This is a genomic window from Mesorhizobium sp. B2-4-17 (genome assembly GCF_006441275.1).
Lineage (GTDB): Bacteria > Pseudomonadota > Alphaproteobacteria > Rhizobiales > Rhizobiaceae > Mesorhizobium.
In genome coordinates, this window is sequence record NZ_VFUX01000014.1 from 1 (window position 1) to 16,782 (window position 16,782).

Genomic DNA, 16,782 nt, shown 5'->3' on the forward strand with positions numbered 1-16,782 from the left:
ATGTTCGATCCAACCGAATGCTGGAACTATCTCAAACAGGCAGGCTACGTTGCATGTTAATCGCCCGATGCTCTAGGAGCGCAGCGGAGCAGAATTCTGCACCGCAGCGGCGCTCGTGTGTCGCGGCATGGATCCTCGGGCCTGCGCCGCGTCGCTACGCTCCTTGCTCCGCCCGTGGATGACGAAGAATGGCCGGTTCCGCCAATCGCTGGGCATGCGCCAATCAACGTCAGCACAGGGCTGATAGCCGGTTAGGACAATTTCGTAACGCCAATTAACCGTTTCGCCGTTTTTTGGTCTTAGGAAAAAACCATGAAACGTGTCATCGCTATCGCCGACCGCGCGGCTTCAGTGTCGCTGAAGCTGCTTGTCGCGCTCAACGCCCTGTTTTTCCTTTCCTTCCTTGCCGTCCTTTTGTTCGCGGCCGGAAGGGCGCATGCGGAAATCCCGACCTGCACCGGCGCCGACATGTTGTCGGCCCTGCAGAAGAGCAGCCCTGCCACCTACAGCAAGATCGAAGCGGACGCCGCCGCCACGCTCAATGGCAAGGGGCTGTTGTGGAAACTGGAGAAATCAGGCGAACAGCCGTCCTATCTGTTCGGCACCATGCACATGACCGACCCGCGCGTCACCACGCTGCCGGAGGACGCACAAAAGGCCTTTGATGCAGCCGGCACCCTCATCATCGAGACCACCGACGTGCTCGACAAGCAGAAGATGATGACGGCGATGCTCAAGCAGCCGGACCTGATGATGTTCACGGACTCCACCACGCTGTCGTCACTGCTGTCACCCGACGATGCGATGGCGATGAATGCGGCACTGGACGCGCGTGGCATCCCGCCGGCAACCGTCGCCAAGATGAAGCCATGGATGCTGTCGGCCATGATGGCGCTTCCGGCTTGCGAACTCGCCCGCCAGTCCGGCGGAGCGCCGGTGCTCGACGTCAAGCTGGCGGAGAGCGCCAAGGCGGCCGGCAAGCCGGTGGAAGGATTGGAAACGGCCGAAAGCCAGTTGCGCGCCATGGCCTCGCTGCCGCTCGCCTTTCACATGAAGGGGCTGGTCGACACGCTGAAGCTGGGCGACAAGGTCAATGATATCAACGAGACCATGATTCTGCTCTACCAGCGCGGCGATACAGGCATGTTCTGGCCGCTGTTCCGCGCCGCCATGCCGGAAGAGCAGGACGACCCAGCCGGCTATGCGGCCTTCGAGGAAACAATGATCACCAGCCGCAACAAGGTGATGGTTGATCATGCCGGGCCGATCCTGGCCAAGGGCAATGCCTTCATGGCGGTCGGCGCCCTGCACCTTCCCGGTCCAGAAGGGCTGGTCGAAGATTTCCGCAAAGCCGGTTATACTGTCACCGCCGTCAATTGAGTCGGACGGCAGTGGAGGGGGCCCAAGCGCCGCGTTTCCGGCGTTTTCCTCCCCTAGCGTGAAACCCATTCAACGGTTGCGCGTTGATGGATGTTGATTGATCATTTTCATTTTCTCGGAGGACAGATTTATGGCGAACGCACCCAATCCAAACGACCCGTACAATTCGACCACCAATGCTCCACGGCCGAGCGGCGGCGGCAGCACTTGGCTGATCGCGCTGGTCGTGGTCATCCTGGCGGTTGTAGCGTATTACGTTTTCGGAAGAAGCGGTGAACATCCGGCACCTGCCGAGCCACCGGCCGCCAGCACACCGGCCCCGGCGCCCGCACCGGCGGAACCGATGAAGCCTGCTGAACCGGCCAAGCCAGCCGAACCTGCTCCCGCCCCGGCGCCGGCTCCAGCGCCAGCACCCGCTCCTGCGCCAGCCCCGGCTCCGGCTCCGGCTCCGGCACCCGCGCCAGCTCCGGCGCCCGCCCAGTAAGCGGCTCAGTGCCAAATTCGAGACGGCCCGCTGAGAAGCGGGCCGTTTTGTCTTGAAGCATGCGGCAATCCGGACGGGAACTGCCTCTGCGGGATGGTGTCAATGGCAGTGCCGCCCCCCATTGCCCTGCCGGGCATTTCTCCCCGTAACGGGCAGAAAAAGGTTGGCCAGCGCCGGCGCTTCTCTTGCAACGCCGGCAATTGGCGAAACCGCCGGCGACAGCGTCCTTCGCCCCGTTTACGGGGAGAAGATGGCGGCAGCCAGATGAGGGGCAGCGCGACGCTCACAGACTCTTGCGAGCGCCGCGGAGCAGGGCAGGCGAAGCGTGGCCCGGCGAACCGTTACCCCCTAGATATGGATCGGCTTGAAGAAGGTCGCCAGCGCCGCTTCCTTCACCGCTTCCGACATCGTCGGATGCGCGTGGCAGGTGCGGGCGAGGTCCTCCGACGATCCGCCGAACTCCATCAGCACCGCCGCCTCGTGGATCATCTCGCCGGCGCCGAAGCCGACGATATGCACGCCGAGCACGCGGTCGCTGGCCTTGTCGGCCAGGATCTTGACGAAGCCGTCGGTATGCAGCATGGCGCGCGCCCGGCCATTGGCGCTGAACGGAAACTTGCCCACCTTGTAGTCGATGCCGGCCTTCTTCAGCTCTTCCTCGGTCTTGCCGACCGAGGCGATTTCCGGGCTGGTGTAGACGACGCTCGGGATGACGTCGTAGTTCACATGGCCAGCCTGGCCGGCGATGGTTTCGGCCACCGCCACGCCCTCGTCCTCGGCCTTGTGCGCCAGCATCGGGCCGGCGATGACGTCGCCGATGGCATAGATGCCGGGCAAATTGGTCCTGAGATGACCGTCGGTCTTGACCCGGCCGCGCTCGTCGACCTCCACTCCGGCCTCCTTGAGACCAAGACTGTCGGCATAGGCGCGGCGGCCGGTGGCGATCAGCACGACATCGGCATCGATCGTCTCGGCCGCCCCCCCCTTCACCGGCTCGAAGGTCACGCTGGCGCCCTTCTTGGCCTTGGTGACGCCGGTGACCTTGGCGCCGAGCTTGAACTCGAAACCCTGCTTGGAGAGCATCCGCTGGAACTGCTTGGAAACCTCGCCATCCATGCCGCCGAGGATCGTGTCGAGGAACTCGACCACGGTGACCTTGGCGCCAAGCCGCGCCCAGACCGAGCCGAGCTCGAGCCCGATGACGCCGCCGCCGACCACCACGAGATGGCCGGGAACCTTTTCCAGCGATAGCGCGCCGGTCGACGACACGATCACCTTCTCGTCGAAATCGACCTTGACGCCCGGAATGCCGGCGACGTCGGAGCCGGTGGCGATGACGATGTTCTTGGTCTCGATCTCCTCGACCTTGCCGTCCTCGCCGGTCACCGAGACCTTGCCGGCCGCGACCACCTTGCCGGTGCCGCGAAAGGAGTCGATCTTGTTCTTTTTGAACAGGAAGGCGACGCCGTTGACGTTCGACGCCACCGTCGTGTCCTTGTGCGTCATCATCTTCTTCAGATTGAGCTTCGGTGCCGGTATCTCGACGCCCAGCGTATCGAAGGAGTGGCCAGCCTCGGCGAACATTTCGGAGGCATGAAGCAGCGCCTTGGACGGGATGCAGCCGATGTTGAGGCAGGTGCCGCCGAAGGTCGCGTTCTTCTCGACCACGGCGACCTTAAGCCCGAGCTGTGCCGCCTTGATGGCGCAGACATAGCCGCCCGGTCCCGATCCGATGATAACGACGTCATAAGCCATAATGGTGTCCTTCTCTCGGTTGGGGCTCAGCGGCCGCCGCTGACATTCAGGATCGCGCCCGTCGTATAGGACGCGGCGTCGGATAGAAGATAGAGGACCGCACCTGCGACTTCGTCGGCAGTGCCCGCCCGCTTCATCGGCAGCATGTCCTGCATCCGCTCCACGCGATCGGGCTGGCCGCCGGAGGCATGGATTTCGGTGTCGGTGATGCCGGGGTGACCGCATTGACGCGGATGCCCTCCAGCGCCACCTCGCGCGCCAGGCCGACTGTCATGGTGTCGATCGCGCCCTTGGAGGCAGCGTAGTCGACATATTCGCCGGGCGAACCGAGCCTGGCGGCGGCGGACGAGATGTTGACGATGGCCCCGCCCTTGCCGCCGTGGCGTGTCGACATGCGCTTCACCGCCTCGCGGGCACAGAGAAACGAACCGACGACGTTGATGCGCATCATGCGTTCGAGCCGCGCCACATCCATCTCGTCGACGCGCGCCTTGACGTCGACGATGCCGGCATTGTTGACAAAGGCGTCGAGCCGGCCGAAGGCGCGATCCACCGCTTCGAACATGGCCATGATATCGGATTCATTGCCGACATCGCCCTTTACCGCGAAGGCCTCGCCACCGGCGGCTTCGATTTCGGCGACCAGCGCGGCGGCGGCAGCCTTGTTCGAGGCGTAGTTCACCGCGACGCGATAGCCGGCCTTCGACGCGAGCCGGCAGATCGCCGCGCCAATGCCGCGACTGCCTCCGGTGACCAGCAGAACCTTCCCGCTCATTCCTGGCATCCCTTCAGGGCAAACACATCCGACGGCACTTTCGAAAAGCCGCTGCCGCCAAAGGCGTTGGATTGCCGCAGCACCGGCCCGAGGTCAGGCAGGATAAGGATTTTCGGCGCCTCGATGCCTTCGGCCGGCAAAAGCCCGATATTGCCGTTGTCGTCAGACGTGTAGATGACGCCATTCCACAGCGTGCAGGCGGCAAGTTCGGCGCCGGTGCTGTCGCCTTCCGGGCATTTGTACATCAGCGCGCCGTTCGGCCGCGCCACGCCCTCATTCCACATGGCGATGCCGTTCAGCACGACATTGTTGTCGAGGATGAGCCGGAACGTGTTGGTGACGGTTGCCGAGGTGCCTGTCAGCGTAAAATCGATCTCGGCGCCGCTCGTCTCAGCACCGCGTTGGGCATCACCATAGACGGCAAGCTCGATCGGACAGGCGGCGAAGGCTGTAGAGCCGATGAACAGGATCACCGGCGCCCCGGCGGCACATTTGATCATGACGGATGCCAAGGCGTCGCGCAGCATTAGGCGGCCTACTGGCTTTCGCGGCCGTCGGCGTTTTCCAGCACGCCGAAATCCGTCATCAAAAGCAACGGCTCGCCGGCCGCATTCAATCCCCAGAAAGACGGATAAATCCCATCACCCCAACCACTCCAGAACATCGCAACATTGATCGGGTTACCAGGAACGGGATAGTGCATGACGAACCGGTCCTGGTTGGGCGCGAACTCGGTCGCCAGCACGTCGTCATAGTAATTCTGGTCGGCCTCAAGCTTGTCTTGCTGATCCGACATCAACGCCATCGCCATCTTGTCCATGAACGAACCAAGGCCGGCATCGACGGGATAGCCAAATACCTCGTCGCCCTTCAAGGTCGATGCATCCTGGCCGGGCAAGGTTGCCAGTTCCCAGCGAATTGGCTTGCCGGGCCGGAAACGCAGGACTGCCACAGCAACACGGCCTTGTGCCTCAAGCAGCGAGACCGGGTAGCGCCCCGGTTTGATCTTACGGCTCAATGCTGGCCAGTCGATTCCGGTAGTCAGCGGATCGCAGGCAATGATTTCGCCTGTCGGCAAATCCAGCTCCCCGATCGCAGTGACGGTTATCTCTCGCTCCGCCATTTGCGCTTCGCTCAGGTCGAAGAGGCCGAGATTGCTGCTCGCTTGCGCCGGATTCCATTCGGCCGGCGCGGTCGGCATGGTCATGGAAGTCCAGGGCTCACGCCGCAACATCCGCAGCGCACGGCCTAGCCTGAACCCTAACTCCTCTACCCAGCTGCCCATTGCGGATCAGCTCCGATCACAGATCGAGCACCAGCCGTTCCGGATCCTCCAGGCTTTCCTTGACCCGCACCAGGAAGGTCACCGCTTCCTTGCCGTCGACGATGCGGTGATCATAGCTGAGCGCCAGGTACATCATCGGCCGGATCACGATCTGGCCGCCGACCACGACCGGCCGGTCCTGGATCTTGTGCATGCCGAGGATGCCGGATTGCGGCGCATTGAGGATCGGCGTCGACATCAGCGACCCGTAAACGCCACCGTTGGAGATCGTGAACGTACCGCCCTGCATATCCGCGACCGACAGCTTGCCGTCGCGCGCGGCGATACCCAGCCGGCCGATCTCCTTCTCGATCTCGGCGATGGACATCTGGTCGGCATCGCGCACGACCGGAACCACGAGGCCCTTTTCGGTGCCGACGGCGACGCCGACATGCGCAAAATTCTTGTAGATGATGTCGGTGCCGTCGATCTCGGCGTTGACCGCCGGGATTTCCTTCAGCGCGTGGGTGACGGCCTTGGTGAAGAAGCCCATGAAGCCGAGTTTCACACCGTGCTTCTTCTCGAACACGTCCTTGTACTTGGTCCTGAGCGCCATCACCGCGCTCATGTCGACCTCGTTGAAGGTGGTGAGCATGGCGGCGGTCGACTGCGCTTCCTTGAGCCGGCGCGCGATGGTCTGGCGCAGCTTGGTCATGCGCACGCGCTCCTCGCGTGACGCGTCGTCACCCGAGGATGGGGCGCGGGCAGCGGCCGGAGCCACCGGAGCAGGCACCGCCTTCGGCGTCTCGGCCGGCTGCGATGGCGCACCCTTGGAGATGGCGTCGAGAACATCGCCCTTCAGCACCTGGCCGCGCTTGCCCGAGCCGGAAAGCTGGTCGACCGACAGATTGTTCTCGGCGATCAATTTCGCAGCCGCCGGCGCCGGCGGCATGGTGCGAGGCTCGACCGGGCCGGCATCGCCGGCGATCTTGGCGGTCTCGGCGGCGGCCTGCTTGGTGGTCTGCGCCGCGTCGGGGCTCGACGCCTGCGCCACCGCCTGCGGCTTGGCCGCCGGCGCGGCCGCGCCTCCAGCCGAAATCGAGCCCAGCAATGCGCCGACGCCGACCGTCTCGCCTTCCTTGACGGTGATTTCGCCCAGCGTGCCGGCGGCAGCGGCCGGAACCTCGACCGTCACCTTGTCGGTTTCGAGTTCGACCAGCGGCTCGTCGACGGCAATGGCATCGCCGACCTTCTTGAACCATTTGCCGATGGTCGCCTCGGTGACGGATTCGCCGAGTGTGGGGACGCGGATTTCGGTAGCCATTGTGCCTGTCCGTTGTTCCTGAGTTCTATTCGCCAAGCGCGTCTTCGAGCAAGGCGGCGAGCTGGGCAAGGTGCTTCGACATCAATCCGGTCGCCGGCGACGCGGCCGCCGGGCGGCCGGTGTAGCGCACCCGCTGGTGCTTGGCGTCGATATGCGCCAGCACCCATTCCAGATACGGGTCGATGAACGACCAGGCGCCCATGTTCTTGGGCTCCTCCTGGCACCACACCATCTCGGCATTGCGGAAGCGCGACAATTCGGTGATCAGCGCCTTGGCCGGGAACGGATAGAGCTGTTCGACGCGCAGCAGGTAGATGTCGTTGATGCCGCGCTTCTCGCGCTCCTCGTAGAGGTCGTAATAGACCTTGCCCGAACACAGCACGACGCGGCGGATCTTGCTGTCCTTGACCAGCTTGATCGCCTGGTTGGGCAACAGCTGGGCGTCATCCCACAACAGCCGGTGGAACGAGCTTTCGCCCGACATTTCCGGAAGCGTCGACACTGCCCGCTTGTGGCGCAGCAGCGACTTCGGCGTCATCAGGATCAGCGGCTTGCGGAAGTCGCGCTTCAGCTGCCGGCGCAATATGTGGAAGTAGTTAGCCGGCGTCGTACAATTCGCCACCTGCATGTTGTCTTCGGCGCAAAGCTGCAGGAAGCGCTCCAGCCTGGCCGAGGAATGTTCCGGGCCCTGGCCTTCATACCCATGCGGCAGCAGGCAGACGAGGCCCGACATTCTGAGCCACTTGCGCTCGCCCGACGAGATGAACTGGTCGAACACCACCTGGGCGCCATTGGCGAAGTCGCCGAACTGCGCTTCCCACAGGGTCAGCGCCTTCGGCTCGGCCAGGCTATAGCCATATTCGAAGCCCAGCACCGCCTCTTCCGACAGCATCGAATTGATGACTTCATAGCCGGCTTGCGCCGCCGACAGATTGTTCAGCGGGATATAGCGGGTCTCGTCGCGCTGGTCGTAGAGCACGGAATGGCGCTGCGAGAAGGTGCCGCGTTCAGAATCCTGCCCCGACAGGCGGATCGGATTGCCGTCCAGCAGGATGGCGCCGAAAGCCAGCGCCTCGGCCGTCGACCAGTCGATGCCTTCGCCGGACTCGATCGCCTCGCGGCGATTCTCGAGGAAGCGGATGATCGTCTTGTGCGCCTCGAAACCCTTCGGCACCTCGGTCAGCTTCTTGCCGATTTCCTTCAGCGTCTTGACCGGCACGGCGGTCTTGCCGCGCCTTTGCTCATCCTGGTTGTCGGCCGTGCGCAGGCCCGACCAGGCGCCGTCCAGCCAGTCGGCCTTGTTGGGCTTGTAGTGCTGGCCGACTTCCCATTCGGATTCCAGATGCGCGCGCCAGTCGGCTTTCATCTTGTCGAATTCGGCCTGGGTGATGTGGCCTTCGGCGATCAGGCGGTCGGCGTAGATCTGCACCGTCGTCTTGTGGGTGCGGATGTTGCGGTACATGATCGGCTGCGTGAAGGCCGGTTCGTCACCCTCATTATGGCCGAAGCGGCGGTAGCAGAACATGTCCACGACCACCGGCTTATGGAACTTCATGCGGAATTCGATCGCCACCTTGGTGGCATGGACCACGGCTTCCGGGTCGTCGCCATTGACGTGGAAGATCGGTGCCTCGATCATCTTGGCCACGTCTGACGGATAGGGCGACGAGCGCGAGAAGCGCGGATTGGTGGTGAAGCCGATCTGGTTGTTGATGATGAAATGCAGCGTGCCTGCGACGCGGTGACCGCGCAGGCCGGACAGGCCGAGGATTTCGGCGATCACGCCCTGGCCTGCGAAGGCGGCGTCGCCATGCAGCAGGAGCGGCAGCACCTTGGCCCGTTCCTCCAGCGGCACGATCTCCTCGCGGCCACGGGCGAACAAATAGTCCTGCTTGGCGCGCGCCTTGCCCATCACCACCGGGTCGACGATTTCCAGGTGCGACGGGTTGGCGGTCAGTGACAGATGCACCTTGTTGCCGTCGAACTCGCGGTCCGAGGAGGCGCCGAGATGGTACTTGACGTCGCCCGAGCCCTCGACCTCGTCGGGGGCGGCCGAACCGCCCTTGAACTCGTGGAAGATGGCGCGGTGCGGCTTTGCCATAACCTGGGAGAGCACGTTGAGGCGGCCACGATGGGCCATGCCGAGCACGATTTCCTTCAAGCCGAGCTGGCCACCGCGCTTGACGATCTGCTCCAGCGCCGGGATCAGCGATTCACCGCCGTCGAGGCCGAAGCGCTTGGTGCCCTTGTACTTGACGTCGATGAATTGTTCAAAGCCTTCCGCCTCGACCAGCTTCGACAGGATCGCCTTCTTGCCGGCGGCGGTGAACGAGATTTCCTTGTCGGCGCCCTCGATGCGCGCCTGGATCCAGGCCTTCTCCTCGGGATCGGAGATGTGCATGAACTCGACGCCCAGCGTCGAGCAATAGGTGCGAGTCAGGATTTCCAGCATCTGCCGGATGGTGCCGAATTCGAGCCCGAGCACATTGTCGAGGAAGATCGGCCGATCGTAATCGGCTGCGGTGAAGCCGTAATTCTCCGGCGACAGCTCGTTATAATCCTCGAGCGGCTTGGCGATGCCGAGCGGGTCGAGATTGGCGTGCAGATGGCCGCGCATGCGGAAGGCGCGGATCATCATGATGGCGCGCACCGAATCGCGCGTTGCCTGGTGCACGTCGGCGTCGGACAGCACGACGCCATTGGTGACCGCCTTGTCCTTGACCTTCTTTTCCAGGTGCTTTTCGACGATGCCCCAATTGCCATCGAGCGCCGACACCAGTTCGCCATTGGCCTGCAGCGGCCAGGAAGGCTTTGCCCAGGACGCGCCCTTGGCGTTCTTGCGCACGTCGCCGGCATCGTCCTTCAGCCCGGCGAAGAACTCCTGCCATTCGGGATTGACCGAGGCGGGATCGTCCTCATACGCCGCGTAGAGCGCGTCGATATAGTCGGCGTTGCCGCCATAGAGGAAAGAGGTGAGCGAAAATTGGTCGTTGGTTTGATCTTGTCGTGCCATTTTGCCTAGCGGAGCTCTGCTCCGTTCTCCCTATCCCTAATGCGCCAAAACACGGCTAAACCGCCACATGCCAAAAGGGTTTGTATGTAGATTGTGTTCCGCGTCGGGCTGCTGCGTTTCCACACTCAAACGATATCGCGGCGCTCCTGCTTCCAGCCCAAACGTCTGACCAGCCAAAAGCTCGGGGCTTTCGTAAAGTTGATACATGTTGAAGCCGCGAAGCAACTTCACGGCAGACTGAAACTCGTCACCTGAAACGATAGCGTCCCAAAGCCCCAGATTACGCATGCCGCAGCTGTAGGTCGTGGTACCGTCCGTGACGGAATCCAGAACCATCAACTCATATATCTCAACAAAACCACCGCTTGTCCGTTCAAGCCATTGATCCGCTGAGAACGCCTTGCCAGCCGTTTCGATTTTCACACCAAGACCGCCGGCCTTGACCAGATGAGCTGCCGCCTTCGCGATGGAAATCGATGTTTCCTTCGTTTGAGGGGCGGTGGAAAGCAGGTAGACGACGCTCTTATGCGAGTCGATCTTTTCGATGACATCCTTACCGAGCCCATTGGCGAGCCCTGCGCTTGCGAAGGCTCTCGTCATGTCCTCGTCGCGATCGCAGAAATCAAACTCGAACGCAGCTTTGCTCGGGCCATGCATCATGACCATCCCGGCGGCGGCATAATCCTCTGAATGCATCGACGCCTTCGCAACAGCACGCACGAAGGCCGACTTGCCTTCCCACGGGCCAGGTATGCAAACGATGATGCGCTTCTCGTCTTCCATGTCCTGCTCACCGGCACTCGAAAGCTCAACTGCCCACGGTCTTAACCCTTGATGGCTTCCACCAGCGTCGTGCCGAGCCGTGCCGGCGACGGCGAAACTTTTATGCCGGCCGATTCCATCGCCGCGATCTTGTCTTCCGCGCCGCCCTTGCCGCCGGAGATGACCGCGCCCGCATGGCCCATGGTGCGGCCGGCCGGCGCCGTGCGCCCGGCGATGAAGCCGGCCATCGGTTTGCCGCGGCCACGCTTGGCCTCATCCTTGAGGAACTGCGCGGCGTCTTCCTCGGCCGAGCCGCCGATCTCACCGATCATGATGATCGACTTGGTCTCGTCGTCGGCGAGGAACATCTCGAGCACGTCGATGAACTCGGTGCCCTTGACGGGGTCGCCGCCAATACCGACGGCGGTGGTCTGGCCGAGGCCGACATTGGTGGTCTGGAACACAGCTTCATAGGTAAGCGTTCCCGAGCGCGAAACAACGCCGACCGAACCCTTGCGGAAGATGTTTCCGGGCATGATGCCGATCTTGCATTCCTCGGGGGTGAGCACGCCCGGGCAGTTCGGGCCGATCAGCCGTGAGGCCGAGCGGTCGAGCCGCGCCTTGACCTTGATCATGTCCATCACCGGAATGCCTTCGGTGATGCAGACGATGAGCGGGATCTCGGCCTCGATGGCTTCGATGATGGCTTCGGCAGCACCCGCCGGCGGCACATAAACGACGGACGCATTGGCGCCGGTCCTTTCCTTGCCTTCGGCAACCGTGGCGAAGATCGGCAGGCTCTCGCCCTTCGATCCGGTCCAGGTCTCGCCACCCTTCTTCGGGTGGATGCCGCCGACCATTTTGGTGCCGTGATAGGCCAGCGCCTGTTCGGTGTGGAACGTGCCGGTCTTGCCGGTCAGGCCTTGCACCAGAACCTTAGTGTTCTTGTCGACGAGAATGGACATTTTTGCGACCTGATCAGTGAGTACGGAAGGGGTTGATGGCGACCACGGAACCGTAAGTCTGCCCGTGATTGAGATCTTCGGTGTAAAGTACCTTGACGCCGAGGCGTTGGGCCGCGGCGATGATTGCGCCGTCCCAATAGGAAATCTGGTACCGTTGCGAATTCTCGATGCCTCGCATTACAACGGCGCTGTCCAGATCCTGGCAGGGCTTCATCGAAATCGCAGCGACCCACTCGGCCGCCTTCGCTGGCGCGAGCACGACCTCCGCTCGTTTGGTCACATTCATGTAGAACTCCTGCAGCACCTGCGCGGAGGTCGAATAGTCTTCTTTGGCAATCAATTCCACGGCGCGTTCATACTTCGCACGCTCGGATTTGTGTCCGATGGCGGCATAGACGAGAACGTTTGTGTCCAGGAAGCACTCAGCGGTCATAGAGATCTTCCCGGTTCCACTTTTTGCTGCCCATATCTCCCGCTGCATCTCCAGCCGCCTCGCGAGCGAGCCGCAGAAGGGCTTGCCGTGCCTCGTCCTTGGCGCGCCGCTTCGCCGCCACTGTCGCGAAAAACTCCCGCACCATGCCGTTGACGGTCGTTCGCTGTTCGGCGGCCGTCAGCTTGACCTGCTCCAGAATCTCGTCCTCGACTGCCAGGGTGATATTCTTCATTTCGTTTCTCCCGCAAATGCTCCACAGTATATGTGTAACTGTGTGGCCATCGCAAGTTCCTCACAGCCGCTTCAGATCGGTGACGGTGAGATCGCTCTTGGCATTGCCGGTGTTGAGCGTCGTCGCCGGCTCGAACATCAGCACCACCGGCTCTGGGGTCAGCGAACGCGGCCGATGCTCGACGCCGCGCGGCACGACGATGAAGTCGCCCTCGCCGAGTTCGACCGGGCCATCGCGGAAATCGATGGCAATGCGGCCGCGCAGCACGAGGAAGGCTTCGTCCTCATGGTCATGCGCATGCCAGTCGAAAACCGCGCCGAACTTGGCGACCTTGGCCTGGCTGTCGTTCACGTCGCCGGCAATATGCGGATCGAAGACCTTGCTGATCTTCCGGTCCGCCGCCTCGACCAGGTTTATCTTGCGCGGGGGCATCCGCTCAGCCCTTCACCGCCTTGACGATCTTCTTGGCCGCGTCGTCGAGATCATCGGCGGAGACGACGTTGAGGCCGCTGTCATTGATGATCTTCTTGCCGAGCTCGGCATTGGTGCCTTCCAGGCGCACCACCAGCGGCACTTTCAGCCCGACTTCCTTGACCGCGGCGATGACGCCCTCGGCGATGATGTCGCACTTCATGATGCCGCCGAAGATGTTGATCAGGATGCCCTCGACGGCCGGATCCTTGGTGATGATCTTGAACGCCGCGGTCACCTTCTCCTTCGATGCGCCGCCGCCGACATCGAGGAAATTAGCCGGCTCAGCGCCGTAGAGCTTGATGATGTCCATCGTCGCCATGGCAAGCCCGGCGCCGTTGACCATGCAGCCGATATTGCCGTCGAGCGCGACATAGGCGAGGTCGTATTTCGACGCCTCGATCTCCTTCTCGTCCTCTTCAGTGGTGTCGCGCAGCTCCATCAGCTCGGGGTGGCGGAACAGCGCATTGTTGTCGAACGACACTTTTGCGTCGAGCACACGCAGATGCCCATTCTTCATGACGATCAGCGGATTGACCTCGAGCAGGCTCATGTCCTTCTCGACGAAGGCCTTGTAGAGGATCGGGAACAGTGTGGCGCCATCCTCGGCCGCGTCGCCGTCGAGCTTCAGCGCGGCATTGAGCTTCTCCACGTCGTCCGCCGTAACGCCCTTTTCCGGGTCGATGGCGACGGTGATGATCTTTTCCGGCGTGTCATGCGCCACCGCCTCGATGTCCATGCCGCCCTCGGTCGAGACGACGAAGGCGATGCGACCAACCGAGCGGTCGACCAGGATCGACAGGTACAGCTCGCGATCGATATCGGCGCCGTCCTCGATATAGAGCCGGTTGACCTGCTTGCCGGCCGGGCCGGTCTGCTTGGTCACCAACGTGTGGCCGAGCATTTCGTTGGTGTTGGCGACGACTTCGGCAACCGACTTCGCCAGCCGCACGCCGCCCTTGGCGTCGGGGCCGAGTTCCTTGAACTTGCCCTTGCCGCGGCCGCCGGCATGGATCTGGCTCTTCACCACATAGAGCGGACCGGGCAGCGCCTTGGCCGCGGCTTCCGCCTCGCCCGCCTTGAACACCGGCACGCCTTCGGCCACCGGCGCGCCAAAGCTCTTCAGCAGCGCCTTGCCCTGATATTCATGGATGTTCATGGGGAACTGTCTCCAGATCGTTTTGGCGGGGTTTACTTCGAGGCGAGTTGCGGCGCGATCTTGACGCAGGCCTCGGTCAGGCCCTGCACCGCGGCCACCGAGCTATCGAACATCTTCTGCTCGGCCTTCGACAGGTCGATCTCGATGATGCGCTCGACGCCGCCGGCGCCGATCACCACGGGAACGCCGACATAGGTGCCCTTGACGCCATACTGGCCGGAAAGGTGCGCCGCGCATGGCAGCACGCGCTTCTTGTCCTTGAGATAGGCTTCCGCCATCGAGATCGCCGACGCCGCCGGCGCATAATAGGCCGAGCCGGTCTTGAGCAGGCCGACGATCTCGGCGCCGCCGTCGCGGGTGCGCTGCACGATCTGGTCGAGCCTCTCCTTCGAGGTCCAGCCCATCTTGACAAGGTCGGGCAGCGGAATGCCGGCGACCGTCGAATAGCGGATCATCGGCACCATGGAATCGCCATGGCCACCCAGCACGAAGGCGGTGACGTCCTCGACCGAGACCTTGAATTCCTCGGCCAGGAAATAGCGGAAGCGCGACGAGTCGAGCACGCCGGCCATGCCCACCACATGGGTCTTGGGCAGGCCGGAAAACTTCTGCAGCGCCCACACCATGGCGTCGAGCGGGTTGGTGATGCAGATGACGAAGGCCTTCGGCGCGTATTTCTTGAGGCCGGCGCCAACCTGTTCCATGACCTTGAGGTTGATGCCGAGCAGGTCGTCGCGGCTCATACCCGGCTTGCGCGGCACGCCGGCGGTGACGATGCAGACGTCGGCACCCTCGATGCCGGCATAGTCGTTGACGCCGGTCAGCCGGGAATCAAAGCCGTCGACCGGCGACGACTGCGCGATATCGAGCCCCTTGCCTTGCGGAATGCCCTCGGCGATATCGAACAGGATCACATCGCCGAGATCCTTGAGGCCGATCATATGGGCGAGCGTGCCGCCGATCATGCCCGAGCCGATAAGCGCTATCTTGTTGCGTGCCATGTGAGGATGTTTTCCCTTTGTCTGTGACTGCGCCCAAATCTTTGACGACTTGATGACGACATTGAGGAAGAGGCCGGAAGGATGCGAGAACCGCGAGATTTCGCCGCACCCATAGCCCCGGCGCAAGATAAATTCAAACGATTATTTTGAAGCAAGCATTTTCAATCGGTTAGACCAATTGGGATTTACGTAAACGTCAAAACTTTATAGGCCACCTGGGGAATTTACACAATGACGATCGAGATCAGAAGGCTCTTTCCCGGCGATGACGCCCTTGTGATGCGGGTGGCCCGCGCCGTGTTCGATGAGCCGGTGCGGCCCCTTGCCAGCTATCTCACGCATCGGGCCATTTCATGATCATGGCCCTGGCCGAGGGTGTTGTCGTCGGCCAATGCGCGGCGGTCATCCACCGCCATCCGGACAAGCCGACCGTCGAACTTCGTAAGGCTGCGCCTCGACGTGACGCTCGCAGGTCGCGGAATGGATCCCAGGGTCTGCGCGGCGCTTGCGCCGCTGCGCGCCCTAGAATGACGAGGGGCTACGCCTGCGCCCGCCCCGCTTCCGCTGGTATCGTCCGCGTCTTCCGCCGCTCCGCCCAATCCTCCAGCCAGTCGCGGCTTTGCATCTCGATAAGCCTTGACGCCGTGCGTTCGAACTCGAACACCTCGACGCCGCGCTTGGCCACGTAAAGCTCTTGCGGCGGCGCCTCGGCGCTCACCACCAGCCGGACACGGTGGTCGTAGAGCGTGTCGATCAAGAGGATGAAGCGCTTGGCCTCGTTGCGCTTGCCTTCCCCCAGCACCGGCACGTGATCGATGAAGACGGTCGAGAAGCGCCCGGCAATGGCCAGGAAATCGCGCGCGCCGAGCGGTTTTTCGCAGAGGTCGGCGAAGGAAAACCGCGCCGCGTCGCCGGCGGCGGCCGGCACCAGCACCTGCCGACCCTTCAGCGCAAGCGATGTCGCCGCCGTCGGCGCGCCGCGCGTCATCGTCCGCCAGGCCTCGTCGAGCGCCCGGTCGGCCGCGGCATTGGCTGGCGTGACATAGACCGGCGTGCGGGCAAGCTTTTCCAGTCGATAGTCCTTGTCGCTGTCGAGCGACAGCACCTGCGCGTGCCGTTCCAGAATGCCAATGAAGGGCAGGAAGAGCTGGCGGTTGAGCCCGTCGCTGTAGAGGTCTTCCGGCGCCACGTTCGAGGTGGCGACCAGCACCACGCCATTGGTGAACAGCGCCGAAAAGAGCCTGGACAGGATCATCGCGTCAGCGATGTCGGTGACCGAGAACTCGTCGAAGCACAGCACCCAGGCCTGCTCGGCGAGCGCCTTGGCCACGGGCGGGATCGGATCGTCTTCCCTGACGTCGCCGTTCTTGCGCGCCTGCCGGTGCTTCTGGATGCGGTCCTGCACCTCGGCCATGAAGTCGTTGAAATGGACGCGGCGCTTGCGCCTGACCGGCACCAGCTCGAAGAACATGTCCATCAGCATGGTCTTGCCGCGGCCGACACCGCCATGGATGTAGAGGCCCTTGACGGCCGCATGCGTCTCGCGCTTGCGGGCAAACAGCCAGCCCAGCGCACTGGATTTTTGCGCCAGCCGCTTGGCCGAGATCTCGTCGATCAATCGGTCGAGCGCGGCGGCGATTCTCTCTTGCGCCGCATCGCGCCCGATCACGCCGGTTTCCACCAGATGGTCGTAGCGCTGCCTGACGGTCACATGGGTCTGGAGGCCGTCACGCAGATGCATCGGTCACGTCATTTGTTCAGAGC

General features: G+C 62.9%; 16 protein-coding genes and 1 pseudogene. 2 read left to right on the top strand and 15 right to left on the bottom strand.

Annotated elements, in window-relative coordinates; translation table 11 throughout:
• The first annotated feature begins 312 nt into the window (after window positions 1–312).
• Window positions 313–1,380 (top strand): TraB/GumN family protein, encoded by a 1,068-nt coding sequence (locus FJ548_RS12815; RefSeq protein WP_140766034.1) that lies wholly within the window; start codon window positions 313–315, stop codon window positions 1,378–1,380.
• Window positions 1,381–1,449: 69 nt separating this feature from the next.
• Here FJ548_RS12815 and FJ548_RS29835 read toward each other — a convergent pair whose 3' ends face one another.
• The 14 genes and pseudogenes from FJ548_RS29835 to mdh form a co-directional block, all read right to left on the bottom strand.
• Entirely contained in the window at window positions 1,450–1,614 is a 165-nt protein-coding gene (locus tag FJ548_RS29835) for a hypothetical protein (RefSeq protein ID WP_181165744.1), read from the bottom strand.
• 598 nt (window positions 1,615–2,212) lie between these two features.
• Window positions 2,213–3,619 carry a dihydrolipoyl dehydrogenase gene (gene lpdA / locus FJ548_RS12830; RefSeq protein WP_140778016.1) on the bottom strand — a complete coding sequence of 469 codons (1,407 nt, stop codon included), beginning with the start codon at window positions 3,617–3,619 and terminating at the stop codon, window positions 2,213–2,215.
• Between the two features lie 26 nt (window positions 3,620–3,645).
• Window positions 3,646–4,394: pseudogene (locus FJ548_RS12835) on the bottom strand (SDR family oxidoreductase).
• The gene (locus tag FJ548_RS12840) at window positions 4,391–4,894 is read right to left on the bottom strand and encodes a hypothetical protein (protein ID WP_140766037.1); all 504 of its coding nucleotides are present in this window, start codon (window positions 4,892–4,894) and stop codon (window positions 4,391–4,393) included. Before FJ548_RS12840 ends, FJ548_RS12835 begins: the two are co-directional and overlap by 4 nt.
• A 35-nt stretch (window positions 4,895–4,929) precedes the next feature.
• Window positions 4,930–5,601 carry a DUF4241 domain-containing protein gene (locus FJ548_RS12845; protein WP_226890443.1) on the bottom strand — a complete coding sequence of 224 codons (672 nt, stop codon included), beginning with the start codon at window positions 5,599–5,601 and terminating at the stop codon, window positions 4,930–4,932.
• A 94-nt stretch (window positions 5,602–5,695) separates the two neighbouring features.
• The gene (odhB, locus tag FJ548_RS12850; RefSeq protein ID WP_140778017.1) at window positions 5,696–6,982 is read right to left on the bottom strand and encodes a 2-oxoglutarate dehydrogenase complex dihydrolipoyllysine-residue succinyltransferase; all 1,287 of its coding nucleotides are present in this window, start codon (window positions 6,980–6,982) and stop codon (window positions 5,696–5,698) included.
• A gap of 25 nt (window positions 6,983–7,007) precedes the next feature.
• A complete protein-coding gene (locus tag FJ548_RS12855; protein ID WP_140612899.1) occupies window positions 7,008–9,995 on the bottom strand; it encodes a 2-oxoglutarate dehydrogenase E1 component in 2,988 nt (995 codons plus the stop codon).
• Between the two features lie 36 nt (window positions 9,996–10,031).
• Window positions 10,032–10,778 carry a hypothetical protein gene (locus tag FJ548_RS12860; protein ID WP_140778018.1) on the bottom strand — a complete coding sequence of 249 codons (747 nt, stop codon included), beginning with the start codon at window positions 10,776–10,778 and terminating at the stop codon, window positions 10,032–10,034.
• Window positions 10,779–10,819: 41 nt separating this feature from the next.
• Window positions 10,820–11,722 (bottom strand): succinate--CoA ligase subunit alpha, encoded by a 903-nt coding sequence (gene sucD, locus FJ548_RS12865; RefSeq protein ID WP_140778019.1) that lies wholly within the window; start codon window positions 11,720–11,722, stop codon window positions 10,820–10,822.
• Window positions 11,723–11,735: 13 nt separating this feature from the next.
• Window positions 11,736–12,155, bottom strand: coding sequence for a PIN domain-containing protein (locus FJ548_RS12870; RefSeq protein WP_140778020.1), 420 nt, complete (start codon window positions 12,153–12,155; stop codon window positions 11,736–11,738).
• Entirely contained in the window at window positions 12,145–12,387 is a 243-nt protein-coding gene (locus tag FJ548_RS12875; protein WP_140696045.1) for a hypothetical protein, read from the bottom strand. The genes FJ548_RS12870 and FJ548_RS12875 overlap by 11 nt, the downstream gene beginning before the upstream one ends.
• Window positions 12,388–12,447: 60 nt before the next feature.
• The gene (locus FJ548_RS12880) at window positions 12,448–12,819 is read right to left on the bottom strand and encodes a cupin domain-containing protein (RefSeq protein ID WP_140778021.1); all 372 of its coding nucleotides are present in this window, start codon (window positions 12,817–12,819) and stop codon (window positions 12,448–12,450) included.
• Window positions 12,820–12,823: 4 nt separating this feature from the next.
• A complete protein-coding gene (gene sucC / locus FJ548_RS12885; protein ID WP_140778022.1) occupies window positions 12,824–14,017 on the bottom strand; it encodes an ADP-forming succinate--CoA ligase subunit beta in 1,194 nt (397 codons plus the stop codon).
• A 32-nt stretch (window positions 14,018–14,049) separates the two neighbouring features.
• Window positions 14,050–15,018 (bottom strand): malate dehydrogenase, encoded by a 969-nt coding sequence (gene mdh, locus FJ548_RS12890; RefSeq protein ID WP_140766043.1) that lies wholly within the window; start codon window positions 15,016–15,018, stop codon window positions 14,050–14,052.
• 231 nt (window positions 15,019–15,249) lie between these two features.
• Between mdh and FJ548_RS30745 the strand changes: the two genes are divergently transcribed.
• Window positions 15,250–15,375 (top strand): hypothetical protein, encoded by a 126-nt coding sequence (locus tag FJ548_RS30745; protein WP_281407069.1) that lies wholly within the window; start codon window positions 15,250–15,252, stop codon window positions 15,373–15,375.
• Between the two features lie 181 nt (window positions 15,376–15,556).
• Here FJ548_RS30745 and zapE read toward each other — a convergent pair whose 3' ends face one another.
• Entirely contained in the window at window positions 15,557–16,759 is a 1,203-nt protein-coding gene (gene zapE, locus FJ548_RS12900; protein WP_140778023.1) for a cell division protein ZapE, read from the bottom strand.
• Between the last annotated feature and the right edge of the window lie 23 nt (window positions 16,760–16,782).

What these genes read in the sequence shown, in the direction of transcription:
- FJ548_RS12815 (WP_140766034.1), top strand. Translation starts at nt 313, where the DNA reads ATGAAACGTGTCATCGCTATCGCCGACCGCGCGGCTTCAGTGTCGCTG.
- FJ548_RS29835 (WP_181165744.1), bottom strand. Translation starts at nt 1,614, where the DNA reads ATGACCACGACCAGCGCGATCAGCCAAGTGCTGCCGCCGCCGCTCGGC.
- lpdA (WP_140778016.1), bottom strand. Translation starts at nt 3,619, where the DNA reads ATGGCTTATGACGTCGTTATCATCGGATCGGGACCGGGCGGCTATGTC.
- FJ548_RS12840 (WP_140766037.1), bottom strand. Translation starts at nt 4,894, where the DNA reads ATGATCAAATGTGCCGCCGGGGCGCCGGTGATCCTGTTCATCGGCTCT.
- FJ548_RS12845 (WP_226890443.1), bottom strand. Translation starts at nt 5,601, where the DNA reads ATGACCATGCCGACCGCGCCGGCCGAATGGAATCCGGCGCAAGCGAGC.
- odhB (WP_140778017.1), bottom strand. Translation starts at nt 6,982, where the DNA reads ATGGCTACCGAAATCCGCGTCCCCACACTCGGCGAATCCGTCACCGAG.
- FJ548_RS12855 (WP_140612899.1), bottom strand. Translation starts at nt 9,995, where the DNA reads ATGGCACGACAAGATCAAACCAACGACCAATTTTCGCTCACCTCTTTC.
- FJ548_RS12860 (WP_140778018.1), bottom strand. Translation starts at nt 10,778, where the DNA reads ATGGAAGACGAGAAGCGCATCATCGTTTGCATACCTGGCCCGTGGGAA.
- sucD (WP_140778019.1), bottom strand. Translation starts at nt 11,722, where the DNA reads ATGTCCATTCTCGTCGACAAGAACACTAAGGTTCTGGTGCAAGGCCTG.
- FJ548_RS12870 (WP_140778020.1), bottom strand. Translation starts at nt 12,155, where the DNA reads ATGACCGCTGAGTGCTTCCTGGACACAAACGTTCTCGTCTATGCCGCC.
- FJ548_RS12875 (WP_140696045.1), bottom strand. Translation starts at nt 12,387, where the DNA reads ATGAAGAATATCACCCTGGCAGTCGAGGACGAGATTCTGGAGCAGGTC.
- FJ548_RS12880 (WP_140778021.1), bottom strand. Translation starts at nt 12,819, where the DNA reads ATGCCCCCGCGCAAGATAAACCTGGTCGAGGCGGCGGACCGGAAGATC.
- sucC (WP_140778022.1), bottom strand. Translation starts at nt 14,017, where the DNA reads ATGAACATCCATGAATATCAGGGCAAGGCGCTGCTGAAGAGCTTTGGC.
- mdh (WP_140766043.1), bottom strand. Translation starts at nt 15,018, where the DNA reads ATGGCACGCAACAAGATAGCGCTTATCGGCTCGGGCATGATCGGCGGC.
- FJ548_RS30745 (WP_281407069.1), top strand. Translation starts at nt 15,250, where the DNA reads ATGACGATCGAGATCAGAAGGCTCTTTCCCGGCGATGACGCCCTTGTG.
- zapE (WP_140778023.1), bottom strand. Translation starts at nt 16,759, where the DNA reads ATGCATCTGCGTGACGGCCTCCAGACCCATGTGACCGTCAGGCAGCGC.